Here is a 12,206-nt window from a genome sequence, read left to right on the forward strand (position 1 = left end):
CTTAAGCCTTCTCTTGTGCCGTGGCAGGTTCGCCCGATGGGGCGGTGCCACGTACGTTTTCGCCAGACCACTCCAAGCTCCACACCGCAACGGCGTCGAGAACCTCAGAGAGCTGCTGGCCGGTTTCGGTCAGCGCGTAACTCACTTCGATCGGCCGCTCGCTGCTCACGTCGCGGCGAACCACCTGCGCAACCTCGAGCTCTTTCAGCCGCTGCGAGAGCATGGCCGGCGTCACGTCGGGTATCGCGGTTCGCAGTTCAGAAAATCGAAGTGGATGCGCCAGCAGCCGGTCGATGATCACGCCATTCCAGCGGCGACCGATCAACTCGACGGCGGCATGAAACGACGGGCACGCCCCTCGATCGACCACGGTCAGCTCCTCAGTATGCAATTCATACGCGATATGAATACCATACCTCACGAGGATCGGTCAGCGCGCCACCGGCCCCGAGCCCGATCTCGAGCTCGGGGCCGAGAACACCATCGAACCTGTATCCATCGGTTCCGATAACCTCGCAGTAAGGCAATCGGCGATCGCGATCGCCATCCACACGATCGTTGCCTCGGTCGTGCTCCCCCCGACTTTCCGTCACCCCGCTCTAGCTCCGTAGAAAGTAGGAAACCATGCATAAGCGTTGGGCCGATCTTGTCAACGCACCCTTCGAGGGTGGCTACCCGACCCCCGAAGCGACGGAGCTTTTGCGTGAGGAAGCACTGTTTCAACGCGCAGTGCAACTGTATGACTGGGCGTTACCTGCGGTCGCATTGGAGTCGATGCGGGTTGCCTGCGAAACTGCTTTCGGCGGCGGGTCGAACACGATCGTCCGTTGGCGACGAATTGGCCCCGAGACGCTCGCGGTCACGTCAAACCCTGACGTTAGTTACGCGTTCGTCTGGCTCGATCTGAAAACCGACGGGCCGACCGTGGTCGACGCCGCACCGCAACTGCAAGGACTCATCGACGACGCCTGGCAGAGGCCCATCACCGACATCGGCGCGGCCGGCCCCGATCACGGTCAGGGCGGCAAGTTTCTCATAGTGCCGCCGGGCTACACCGAGCCGCTCCCTGAAGGGTATTTCGTCTGTCACAGCAAAACGTACCGCGTGTTCGTTTTTCTCCGCGGCTTCTTCACCGCCGACAGCCCCGACGCGGGGCTTGCTCAGATCGATCAGACTCAGATCTACCCCCTGCATTCCAGCGAACAGGCAACGATGAACCTCGTCAACGGTGCCGGAACACCTCTGCCTGCGCTGCCAGCTACCGACGCGAGCTACTTCGACCGCCTCGCCGACATCATCGACTACGAGCCCGCCGAACGGGAAGCGTTCACCATGCGCGGCTTCGCGGCCTCCCTCGGCATCATCCAGGGCATCCCATTCACCCCCGATGCTAACCGCCGGGAACTGCTCGATACGGCAGCCAGGGTGGGTGACAAAATCGGTGCTGCGGTGTCTTTCGGCCCGAGCGATGACATTCGGGTGTGGCCTGAGCGTCGATGGACATCTAACATGGTGCCCGGCCCTCACGTCACCTCAGACCCGGAGTTCAACGCGGCGACGTACCAAGACTTCGACGGAATGCTCACCTTCTTCTACTCCGCCTTCTCGACTTCGAACGCAATGTTCCTGGCGATGCCAGGTAAGGGCTCTCAATACGCGGGCTGCTTCTTCGACGCCAACGGTGACCGGCTTCTCGGGCAGACGACCTACACGCTCCACATTCCGGCTGACGTGCCGGTAGCGAACTATTGGAGCCTTGTGCTTTACGACGCAGAAACACGCTGCCTCATTGACACTGGCGCCGCCCTGCCGTCGATTGCATCCAACTCCGCCCTGAAATTGAATTCGGATGGATCGGCTGACTTGCACTTCGGCCCCACGCCGCCCGAGGGCGAGCCGAACTGGATTCAAACCGTCGCTGGGCGCGGTTACCTAGCGGCCCTCCGACTCTACGGACCCACACAAGAATTCTTTGACCGCCACTGGACCCCCGGAGACATCACCCCCCAGCCCTGATCGCGTCGAACGCGATGGGGCTCTGTGCTTCGAGGGAATGCGAGTCAGTCGCGCATGGCTTCTTCGTAGCCGTTTTGTACGTGCGAAGCAGCGTGAGCGGCAGCGGTTGTGTCGTCTTGAGGGTGCAGGTCGATGGTGACGGTGTTGATGCTGCCGGGGAAGATGAACGGTACGTCGTAGTCGAGGTTCACGGGTGTGCCGGTGTCTTGGCCTATGTCGAAGGTTTCGACGCTCATGGTGAACCGGTTACCGACGGTGTGCTCGATGCGGCCGGTCGCGACCTGCTCGCCGTTCGCGGTGAGGGTCGCGTTTCCGCCTTTCCCAAGCCCTCCACCGTCGTAAACGAAGTCGAAGGCGATCGTGTGAGTGCCTGCGGCCAGCGGCGTGCTGCCGACGAGATGGGTGTGCTCGACGTTACCGAAGTTGTAGTGGAAGATCGGTTTGCCGTCTTGCAGGTACAGTGCCCAACCGTTGAACAGGCCGCCGAGGGTTGCGATCATGCCGGAGGCGTCGCCGGTGTCGATGCTGATGTCAGCGGTGAGCCGCCAGGACTTGTTTTTCATGTCTGGGGCGACGCCTTCGGGAATGCGTTTGCTTGATCCGTAGAACGTGAATGAGGTGCGGTCACCAGACAAGCTCGGGCGTTGCTTCGGGTTCAGGCGCAATACTCGGTCATTGTCGAGGGGCAGAACGTTGTATTTACGCGCCTCTTCGTAGAACAGGGCTTTCAGTTCGGCAAGTTTCTCGGGTTGTTCGGCGGCGAGATTTTTCGCTTCGCTGAAGTCGACGGCGACGTGATAGAGCTCCCAGGTGTACCCGTCGATGACGTCGAGTTTGGGAATTATGGATGACCATGGCGGGCCTGCCGGGGTGGTACCCGCAATCCAGCCGTCGTGGTAGATCGCACGGTTGCCGAAGAGCTCGAAGTACTGGGTGCGTCTGACAGACTCGGCGTCTGCGTTGTCGAAGGTGTATGCCATCGACACGCCCTCCATTGGGCGTTGCGGTACACCGTTCACCTCGTCGGGTTCGGCGATGCCGAGCAGGTCGAGAATCGTGGGGGTGACGTCAATGACGTGGTGCCATTGCTGGCGCAGTTGCCCATGCCCGGCGAGTTTGTCGGGCCAGGAGATGACCATGCCGTTGCGGGTGCCGCCGTAGTGCGAGGCGATCTGCTTGGTCCACTGAAAGGGGGTGTCCATCGCGTGCGCCCACCCGACCGGGTAGTGGTTGTAGGTTTTCCAGGTGCCGAGGTCATCGATGTGCGGCAGCATCTGTTCAGCGGTGAGCACGACACCATTCATGGCCGACTCGAGATTGATGGCACCCTCGACTTGGCCTTCAGCGCTGGCTCCGTTGTCGCCGATGATGTAAATCACGAGAGTGTTGTCGGTTTGGCCGACCTGGTCGATTGCGTCGAGCACCCGGCCGACGTTGAAGTCGGTTTGTTCCAAGTACCCGGCGTAGATTTCCATCATCCGCACGTACAACGTCTTCTGATGCTCAGTCAGGGAATCCCAGGCCGGAATGCCTTCGGATCTTACGGTGAGTTCGGTGTCTTGCGGCACGATACCGAGGGCTTTTTGCCGGGCGAGGGTCTGTTCGCGCAGCACGTCCCAGCCCATGTCGAACGCGCCGGCGTACTTCTTCACCCACTCTGCTCGCGGATGGTGCGGGGCATGCGTTGCACCGGGTGCGTAGTAGACGAAGAAAGGTTTGTCGGGGGCGACGGATTTCTGCATCCGTATGTACGACACGGCCTGGTCGGCGAGGTCGTAGTCGAGGTTGTAGTGCGGGTTGCCGACGGAAGGTTCGATGGGCTGTGTGCCATCGAATACGTTAGGCCGCCACTGGTTCATGTCGCCGCCGATGAAGCCGTAGAACTTCTCAAACCCCAACCCGCTGGGCCACCGGTCGAACGGGCCGGCCTGGCTGGTTTCCCAGTCGGGCACGTTGTGGTTCTTGCCGAACCAGGCGGTGTTCCAGCCGTGCTGCCGAAGGATCTCTCCGATGCCTGCCGTGTCTTTGCCGAACAGCGAGTCGTAACCGGGGTAGCCGGTGGCCATCTCCATGATCTGACCGGTGTGCACCGAGTGATGATTACGCCCAGACAGCAGAGCCGCTCGGGTAGGCGAGCACATGGCGGTCGTGTGGAACGTATTGAATTTCGTGCCCTGCCCGGCGACCCGATCGACGGTCGGAGTGTTGATCGGTCCGCCGAATGAAGACGACGCCCCGAAACCCACGTCGTCGAGCAAGATCAACACGACATTCGGAGCACCCGCGGGAGGTGCGGCTTGCGGAGTGAACGCCGGGCTGGAATCTGCAGCCCGCTCGCCGATGCGGCCGCTGAACGGCGGGATCGGCTCGGGCAGAGTGGTAGCCAAGTTTTCCGTCATGAAATCACGCTCTTTCCGCTATCCGTCACTGGGCCCCGCGTTCCGCGTTCGTCGCAGTTGATGGTTTCACTGTAATGCGCAGCAGACCCTTGCGAGTCGGTTCGTGGGTCGCTGACAGACGGGCACCAGCCGCGGTGCCATCGATCCACCGCTCGAGCCGGCGCAGGTTTCGAGCACGGTGTCGTGTTACCGACTACCGTTTGACTATGACCACCGACACGAATACCCAGGTCGAGGCAGTTTCTGCCGACGCTGAAACCAGCTTTACCGACCTCGGGCTGAGCGACGCGGTCCTGAAGGCCGTGCGTGATGTCGGCTACGAGACCCCCTCTGCTATTCAGGCCGCCACGATTCCTCCGCTTCTCGCGGGGCGCGACGTGGTGGGCCTTGCCCAAACCGGAACCGGCAAGACCGCCGCGTTCGCCCTGCCGATTCTCTCGCGCCTCGACGTTTCACAGAAGAAGCCGCAAGCGCTCGTGCTCTCCCCCACCCGCGAGCTCGCCCTGCAGGTGTGCGAGGCGTTCGAGCAGTACGCCTCACACTTGCGCGGCGTCCACGTGCTGCCCGTGTACGGCGGCCAGGCTTACGGCGTTCAGCTCTCGGCCCTTCGCCGCGGAGTTCATGTCGTTGTCGGCACGCCCGGCCGCATCATGGATCACCTCGCGAAAGGCACCCTCGACCTCTCTGAACTGAAGTATCTCGTGCTCGACGAGGCCGACGAGATGCTCAAGATGGGTTTCGCCGAAGACGTCGAAACGATTCTGGCCGACACCCCCGATGACAAGCAGGTGGCCCTCTTCTCGGCCACGATGCCTGCCGCCATCCGTCGCATTGCGAAGCAGTACCTCAACGACGCCGAAGAGATCACGGTCAAGAACAAGACCACTACCTCGGCGAACACCACCCAGCGCTACCTGATGGTGTCGTACCCGCAGAAAGTGGATGCTCTCACCCGCATTCTCGAAGTCGAGAACTTCGAGGGCATGATCGTCTTCGTGCGCACTAAGAGCGAAACCGAGGTGCTGGCCGAAAAGCTTCGGGCTCGCGGATACTCGGCGGCGGCCATCTCGGGCGACGTCGCCCAGGCGCAGCGCGAGCGAACGGTCAACCAGCTGAAGTCGGGCAAGCTCGACATTCTGGTGGCGACCGATGTCGCCGCCCGCGGACTCGACGTCGACCGCATCAGCCACGTGGTGAACTACGACATTCCCATCGACACCGAGTCGTATGTGCACCGCATCGGCCGCACCGGGCGCGCGGGCCGAAGCGGCGCCGCCATCAGCTTCGTCACCCCGCGCGAACGCCGACTGCTCGGCGCCATCGAGAAGGCGACGCGCCAGCCGCTCACCGAGATGAAGCTGCCCACGGCCGAAGACGTGAACGTTACCCGCCTGGCCCGCTTCGACGAAGCAATCACCTCGGCCCTCGAACAGCACGACCGCATTGCGGCCTTTCGCGACATCGTGGGCCACTACGTCGAGCACCACGACGTGCTCGAGGCTGACGTCGCGGCGGCTCTGGCCGTGGTGGCGCAGGGCGACACCCCGCTCTTGCTGACGGCCGACGACACCAGGGCCGCGCGGTTCGACCGCGCCGACCGAGGCGACCGCGGCGACCGCGGCGCGCGAGATGATCGAGGGCGCCGCGATGACCGCGACTCCCGAGGCGACCGAGGCGGTAGGCCCGAGCGCGGCGATCGCGACGCCCGAGGCGGCTCGGATGCCCGCTCAGACCGCGCCGAACGGCGCCCCCGAACATCCCAGCCCCTTGCCGCCTATCGCATCGAGGTGGGTAAGCGACAGAAGGTGGAGCCGCGCCAGATCGTCGGAGCCCTCGCGAACGAGGGCGGTCTCAGCCGCGAAGACTTCGGCCACATCGAGATTCGCCCCGACTTCTCGCTGGTGGAACTGCCCGCGAACCTGTCGGGTGACGTGCTCGACCGCCTGCGAAACACCCGCATCAGCGGCAAGCTGATCGAGATCGCACCCGACCGACCGGCGCGCAAACCGCGCCACAAGTGACGCTACGCCTGAATCGAGAGGTCGAAATTTCTCCTAAGACCTGTCTTTTGGGAGAGATTTTGACCTCTCGATTCAGGCGCGCGGGCGGTGGGCGAGGGCGGGGGCGTCGGGGGCGGGGTGCACGAGAGCGGGGAGGCGTTTGTCGAGCAGGGTGAGGGCGATTGTAATGATCACGCCGATCAGCAGCACGACCGCGCAGTTGCGCACCGAATCGGCGAACCCGATGGTCGTGACGTCGAGAAACGGGTAGGGGTACCAGCCGGTGACGGCGCCGTGCACGAAGGTGTAAACGATCCAGAGCACCGGCCAGATGAAGGCCGCGAGCGCAAACCGCCAGCCCATGCGTGGGCGCGGGCCGAAGATCAGCCAGCCGATCAGCGTGGCCCACGGTGAAATGTAGTGAAAACCGATGGTCGCAGCCAGTGCCCAGCCCACCGGATGCACGAGCGGAGCCAGAATCGTCTCGTACACCAGCCCCGTGATGATGATTCCGAGCATCGCGTCAATGCGCAGAACCCGCCAGACGGGCCCGTCCTTTTGAATGTTTAGAGCGAGCACAATCGACGTGCCGAGCACGAAGAGGTTGCTCTGAATGGTGAAGTAGCTGAACAGCCGAACGAGGCGGGTGCCAAGCGTCTGAGCTCCCACCGCGGTCGTCGAATTGACGTCTTGGCCGCCGATGAAAATGAGGGTGAGCTGAATGATGAGCGACACCGCCACGACCACGGCGATGGCCCCGAACCAGATGCGCGCGGCACGAGCGGCGCTGGTGCCGGATGCACTGGTGCCGGATGCACGGCTTGCCGCCTGACCCACCGTAGCGTCGGCCGCCCCTGCCGAAACTCCCTGCGTCACCGATGCTGCCTCAGACGATGGCTCCATTGCTCGACACTCCCCCACGCTCGCGACGGCACCATGCTACAGGGTCGCCCGCGCGACGTGTCGGCGACGGGTCAGCTTTGCGTGGCCAGAAAGTCGCGCATCACACCGAAGGCGGCCTGGCGGTCACGAGCGGCGAATGCGTCGGTCATTCTCACGTACATGGCGAACTGTGTGCGAAATTCGGCGTCGCTGAACGAAATGGTGCCCCGCGGCACAGAGTGTTCGTCGAGAATCTCGAGCAGGCTGATGAAGATCGTGCGCAGCAGAGCGTTCGGCGAGATCTGGGCGATGCGCACCTGAAACCGCCAGAGCCCGTGTCCGAATGCGGCGGTGTCGTTTCGCTCCGTCGCCAGGTGAAGCTCGTCGATGAGCGCCCGAAGGTCGGCGATGTCGGCCGATGATGAGTGTTCGAGCGCATCGCCGATGATCAGCGGGTCGAGTGCATTGCGCATGCGCAGCGCGTCGGCGACGGTACTTGCATCGCCTTCGAGGCCGAGCATGAGGTTGCCCATGCGAACGAACGACGAGGTCGGGGCCGCAAAGATTCCGCCGCCGGGGCCACGGCGAAGTGTTACGACACCTCGCGCCTCGGCGACCTTGAGCGCCTCGTTGAACGTTCCGACCGAGACGGCCGCGAGTTCGCGCAACTCGTCTTTGCTGCCCAGACGTTCGCCGTCTTCGGCTGCCGCCGCGAGTTTCTGGAGGGCTGCTGCCGCCTCTTCAGCACGATTTGCCGGCATCACATCTCCTGATTCAACGTGGGCGTATGAAGCGGTAGTTTCTTGCTCGTTAAGAGCGTACCTACTCTGTCGATTCCCGCCCGCATCGGCTAGTTTTGTGACCGCAACGATGCACAGGCTGTTGACCGCAGCTGACGAACATTTTTGGACGTGATATGTCGAACCCCGCAGCATCCCTCATTCTTCAGAACACCACCGTTGTCGATGTGCGAGAGGCGACTCTTCGTTCTGGGGTCGATGTTGTCATCGAGGGCGGCCAGATCACGGGCGTCGAATCGACGGGTGCAGCGCTGCCGGAGGGCGCCCAGGTGGTCGACGGTAGCGGCAGCTTCGTGGTTCCGGGCTACGTCGACTCGCACGCGCATCCCATCGGCCAAGAAGTCGACACTCTGGGCCTCGAGCTGATGGGTGCGTTCGGCATCACCGGGTTTCGTCAGATGAGCGGAGTCACGAGTGCGTTGCCGCATCGCCAGCAGCTCGCCGATTCTCTACCCGCAGACGGGCCGGCGCTGCTCGCCCTACCGGGCGATGTGTTGCTGCCGCCGAACTCGGCAACGCTCGAGGCAGCTGTGGCGACGGTCACGGCGCAGAAGGAGGCGGGCGCCGACTTCATCAAGGTCGTCTCTGTTTCTCCCCAGGTGTTCTTGGGCGTGCTCGACGCCGCTGCGAAGCTGAACATTCCGGTCGCCGGGCACCTGCCGAACGGAATCGACGTTCGTGAGGTGTCACGACGCGGAATGCGCTGCATCGAACACCTCGGCCCGGGGGTCGGAATCACCGCCGCCACCGCCGACGATGAGGCGAGCATCCTGGCCGATGCGGCGGTCGGCGCACGCACCATGCCGACGCCGCCGCCGAACACGCCCGACGCGCAGCGCGCGATGGCGGCGATGCTCGAACAAGTCGTCATCAACCCCGTGAACATGAACAAACCGCTCGACGTCGAACTGCTCGAGCGCGCAGACGAAACGTTCGACGAGCAGAAGGCTCGCGCGGTCGCCGCCGAATTCACGAAGAACGAAACGTGGCAGTGCCCCACGCTGATCAGAGTGCGAACGCAGCAGCTTGCCGACGACCCGGTGCACACCGACGACCCCGACCTGCGTTACATCGACGCGGCCACGCTTGCCAAGTGGAAGATCGCGAACGAGCGGTTCGCTCAGCAGAGCGACGACGCCCACGGCACTTACCGCCGAAACTACGCACTGCAACTGCGGCTGACGAAAATTTTCGAAGACGAAGGCGTGCCGCTGCTCGTCGGCACCGATTCGGGCGGCGCGGCGGGCTGGCTGATTCCCGGTCATGCGATTCACCAGGAGTTCGACGAGATGGCGACAGCCGGGCTCGCTCCGCTCACCATTCTGCGGGCGGCCACCTCGAACGCGGCCGACTTTCTCGGGCTCAGCGATCGTCTCGGCGCCGTCGACGAAGGCAAAGACGCCGACCTGGTGATTCTCGCCAGCAACCCGCTCGAGAGCGTGAGCGCGCTTCACGACATCGTGGCGACCGTGCGCGCGGGCAAGTACCGCGACGCGGCCGAACTCGAGGCGGTCAAAGAGCGCATTGCGGCGGCACGCGTCGCGAGCTGAGCCGGGGGGGGTGGGGTTGGGCACCGCTCGGGCCCGGCCCGATCGGCCTCGCGGCCCAGACCCGCACGTTCTGAGCCTGCGAGTTCAGGATGCCCGTTCAGTCGATGATCGTGCCGAGTAGCGCCACGTACTGCTGCCCCGCGTGCAGATCGGTGTCGTAGAGCGACCCCTGCACGCTCGGCCGCGGCACGCTCACCTTCACGGCGTTCAGATGCGGCAGCGTGAAGATTCGCACGGAGTCGGCCGCGACCTGGTACGTGTCAGCGATGAACGCCGCATCAGTCAGCGGCGACCCCACAACGCGTGCGTAATCATCGACGTTCGCCAGAAACACATCGATCGTGAGCCAGAACGGCCCGGCGTTCTTCGACCGCACCAGCTCGGCCACCTCGCCCAGCGTCGAGGTCATGCCGGCACCAGCTCAGTGCGCACGGTGCGAAAAAGTTGAGCGGGCGAATGCACGTTGACCGAATGATTGAGCACGAATTCGTGCAGCTGCCCTCGCTCAGTTTCGGCCGGCGAACCGAAGAACGCGTAGCTCGGCAGTGCGGTCTCGCCCGGCAGCGGCGCGTGCAGCAGAACTGGGTTCGCGAACTTCGCCAGCTGAGTCGCGGTCTGCTGATCGGCAGCCGTCGCAATGAAGACCAGACCGACCTCGCGCGGCGGGTCTGAACGCTGCGGCTCACCCTTGGCGAGCACTCCGTCGTGGCCGTACCGCCGAAGCTGCAGGTCGAAATCTTTGGGTTCGAGGCCGAATTGCCGGTGGATGTTCTGCCGCAGATACGCCAGAACGCCGCCGCACCACTCATCGAGCCGCGCAAGCACCTGGGGGTCACGCAATCCCACCAGAATCATCGTCTGGAAACCGGCCGGCGCGGCGCCCTCGAGCTTGATCGTGTACTGCTCCGCACGCTCGAACCGAGACCCTTCGACACGCACACTGCGCTCATCGAGTTGCCGGTAGGTCGCCGCGCTCGTGTCGAGCGTTCCGGCCGGTTCGCGCATGCGAAACGGGTCGGCGTTCTCGTACATCATGTGCGCGGCCACCGAGCGCGGCGTACACACAGCGTCTGACGCCAGCGGTTCGACCGTGAATCCGCTCGCATCGAAGCTCACCAGCACTCCCCCGCTCAGTGGGTTAGTGGTGCAGAGACCGCCGCACTCGCTGATCTTCGAACCGTGCCACACCGGGCCGGCCGGCATGCCGAGGGCGAGCGGAATCGCGGCGATGAGTGCGGTGTCGGTTGCCCGGCCGGTCAGCACGAGGTTGGCGCCGCTCGCAAGGGCATCGACGATGGGCTCGTGGCCGAGTACCCCAACGATGTGGCTGCAGCCCGCCACGATCTCAGCCGTGAGCGGCTCGGCCGGGGGCAGCGCGTTCACTGCGCCGGCTTCGAGAAATTTCGTGACGATGTGGATGCTCTGCTCGCTGTAAATACGCGAAACGGTGAGCTCAAGCCCTTCTGCCTCAGCGATCTCGCTGGCGATGCCGAAGACCCAGTCGACGCCCGCGTCGGTTCCGGAGGTGCCGCACGAGCCGACAATCACCGGAATACCGGCCGCCCGCCCGGCCCGCAGAATCAGACGCAGGTCGCGGGCGACCGCCGTGCGCGAAGTCTTGGCGATGGCAGTACCGAGGTAGTGCGGCCCCGAGTCGGTCGAACCGCCGTCGACCGCGATGACGTGAGCCCCGAGTTCTGAAGCGCGGGCGACGGTTTCTTCGGGAAAGCCGCCGCCGAGCATCCCGACCGGCACAAGAACACGAACCGTTGCTGGATGCTCGTCGCCGAACACAGCGCGAAGGTCAGTCTCAGCACGAACGTCGGCGTTCATGCGTCGAGGTCTGACAGCAGTAGGTCGCGTGACGACAAGAGGTGCGCGCGAACGATGGACTCCGCGGCGTCGCCGTCATGGGCGGCGAGCGCGGCGAGCAGATCGCGATGCGCTTGCAGATGGCGAAGGCCCACGTCTTGCCGTTTCTCACGCATCACGGTGACGGCTCGAAGTCGGCGCCCACGACCGACGATTTCGACGCTGGCGCAGAGGCTGGCCATGGCGGGGTTGTCGGCGATGGTCGCGATTGCTTCGTCGAAGCCTCGGGCAGCGTCGAGCAGCGCCTCAGGGGTTCCGTTGAGCGCGAGCGACTCGATTTCGGTGATGCGTTCGGCCAGCTCCTCGACGTTCGCTGGAGTGATTTTGGCGGCTGCGACCCGTGCGATGGCGGCCCGCAACACGACTTCGGCGTATTGCAACTCTTCGAGAGACTCGGCCGAGTGGTCGACGACGGCCAGCGAGCGAGGCCCGGTTCGCTCGATGAGGCCCTCTTGCTCGAGCCGCCGCAAGGCTTCGCGAACGGGAGTGGGGCTCACGCCGAGCATCAGCGCGAGGCTGCGCTCGGTGAGGCGCTGACCGGGCACGAGCTGGCCGGTCGCGATGCGATCTCGCAGCGCTTCGTAGGCCTGAAAGGCCAAGGGCTGGGCCCGTAAGAGGGGAGCCGCGGCATCTACATCGATTGCGCTGAGGTTGCTCATACCGACAGCTTACGCCATTTGCTATTGC

At 64.0% G+C, this 12,206-nt stretch carries 10 protein-coding genes; 3 read left to right on the forward strand and 7 right to left on the reverse strand.

All coding sequences use genetic code 11. The features are described from left to right. Position 1: 1 nt before the first annotated feature. Positions 2-370, reverse strand: a complete 369-nt coding sequence (locus IEX24_RS12355) for a winged helix-turn-helix transcriptional regulator (protein WP_188678693.1) — start codon at positions 368-370, stop codon at positions 2-4. 254 nt (positions 371-624) lie between these two features. Here IEX24_RS12355 and IEX24_RS12360 point away from each other — a divergent pair, with 254 nt between their 5' ends. Next, entirely contained in the window at positions 625-2,016 is a 1,392-nt protein-coding gene (locus IEX24_RS12360; RefSeq protein WP_188678695.1) for a DUF1254 domain-containing protein, read from the forward strand. Between the two features lie 44 nt (positions 2,017-2,060). Here the strand turns inward: IEX24_RS12360 and IEX24_RS12365 are convergent, their stop codons facing one another. Continuing rightward, complete coding sequence (locus IEX24_RS12365; protein WP_188678697.1) at positions 2,061-4,415, reverse strand: arylsulfatase; 2,355 nt, start codon at positions 4,413-4,415, stop codon at positions 2,061-2,063. Between the two features lie 206 nt (positions 4,416-4,621). Between IEX24_RS12365 and IEX24_RS12370 the strand changes: the two genes are divergently transcribed. Next, on the forward strand, positions 4,622-6,436 hold the full coding sequence (locus IEX24_RS12370) for a DEAD/DEAH box helicase (protein WP_188678699.1): 1,815 nt from the start codon (positions 4,622-4,624) through the stop codon (positions 6,434-6,436). 72 nt (positions 6,437-6,508) lie between these two features. On the opposite strand, the gene IEX24_RS12375 is transcribed toward IEX24_RS12370, so the two are convergent. Both IEX24_RS12375 and IEX24_RS12380 read right to left on the reverse strand, forming a co-directional pair. Continuing rightward, complete coding sequence (locus IEX24_RS12375; protein WP_188678701.1) at positions 6,509-7,318, reverse strand: Pr6Pr family membrane protein; 810 nt, start codon at positions 7,316-7,318, stop codon at positions 6,509-6,511. A gap of 71 nt (positions 7,319-7,389) precedes the next feature. Then, on the reverse strand, positions 7,390-8,058 hold the full coding sequence (locus IEX24_RS12380; RefSeq protein ID WP_188678703.1) for a FadR/GntR family transcriptional regulator: 669 nt from the start codon (positions 8,056-8,058) through the stop codon (positions 7,390-7,392). 155 nt (positions 8,059-8,213) lie between these two features. Between IEX24_RS12380 and IEX24_RS12385 the strand changes: the two genes are divergently transcribed. Continuing rightward, positions 8,214-9,647 carry an amidohydrolase family protein gene (locus tag IEX24_RS12385; RefSeq protein ID WP_188678710.1) on the forward strand — a complete coding sequence of 478 codons (1,434 nt, stop codon included), beginning with the start codon at positions 8,214-8,216 and terminating at the stop codon, positions 9,645-9,647. A gap of 97 nt (positions 9,648-9,744) precedes the next feature. Here IEX24_RS12385 and IEX24_RS12390 read toward each other — a convergent pair whose 3' ends face one another. From IEX24_RS12390 to IEX24_RS12400, 3 genes are read right to left on the reverse strand one after another with little or no spacing between them, the layout of a single operon-like run. Beyond that, positions 9,745-10,056: a DUF4387 family protein gene (locus IEX24_RS12390; protein WP_188678712.1), complete on the reverse strand. Its 312-nt coding sequence runs from the start codon at positions 10,054-10,056 to the stop codon at positions 9,745-9,747. Next, positions 10,053-11,480: an acyclic terpene utilization AtuA family protein gene (locus IEX24_RS12395; protein WP_188678714.1), complete on the reverse strand. Its 1,428-nt coding sequence runs from the start codon at positions 11,478-11,480 to the stop codon at positions 10,053-10,055. Before IEX24_RS12395 ends, IEX24_RS12390 begins: the two co-directional genes overlap by 4 nt. After that, positions 11,477-12,178, reverse strand: coding sequence for a GntR family transcriptional regulator (locus IEX24_RS12400; protein ID WP_188678716.1), 702 nt, complete (start codon positions 12,176-12,178; stop codon positions 11,477-11,479). The genes IEX24_RS12395 and IEX24_RS12400 overlap by 4 nt, the downstream gene beginning before the upstream one ends. Between the last annotated feature and the right edge of the window lie 28 nt (positions 12,179-12,206).

The sequence above is a fragment of the Subtercola lobariae genome (genome assembly GCF_014640255.1).
GTDB lineage: Bacteria > Actinomycetota > Actinomycetes > Actinomycetales > Microbacteriaceae > Subtercola > Subtercola lobariae.

Bases quoted from the DNA above. Each gene is read 5' to 3' on its own strand.
- IEX24_RS12360 (WP_188678695.1), top strand. From the start codon at position 625: ATGCATAAGCGTTGGGCCGATCTTGTCAACGCACCCTTCGAGGGTGGC.
- IEX24_RS12365 (WP_188678697.1), bottom strand. From the start codon at position 4,415: ATGACGGAAAACTTGGCTACCACTCTGCCCGAGCCGATCCCGCCGTTC.
- IEX24_RS12370 (WP_188678699.1), top strand. From the start codon at position 4,622: ATGACCACCGACACGAATACCCAGGTCGAGGCAGTTTCTGCCGACGCT.
- IEX24_RS12375 (WP_188678701.1), bottom strand. From the start codon at position 7,318: ATGGAGCCATCGTCTGAGGCAGCATCGGTGACGCAGGGAGTTTCGGCA.
- IEX24_RS12380 (WP_188678703.1), bottom strand. From the start codon at position 8,058: ATGCCGGCAAATCGTGCTGAAGAGGCGGCAGCAGCCCTCCAGAAACTC.
- IEX24_RS12385 (WP_188678710.1), top strand. From the start codon at position 8,214: ATGTCGAACCCCGCAGCATCCCTCATTCTTCAGAACACCACCGTTGTC.
- IEX24_RS12390 (WP_188678712.1), bottom strand. From the start codon at position 10,056: ATGACCTCGACGCTGGGCGAGGTGGCCGAGCTGGTGCGGTCGAAGAAC.
- IEX24_RS12395 (WP_188678714.1), bottom strand. From the start codon at position 11,480: ATGAACGCCGACGTTCGTGCTGAGACTGACCTTCGCGCTGTGTTCGGC.
- IEX24_RS12400 (WP_188678716.1), bottom strand. From the start codon at position 12,178: ATGAGCAACCTCAGCGCAATCGATGTAGATGCCGCGGCTCCCCTCTTA.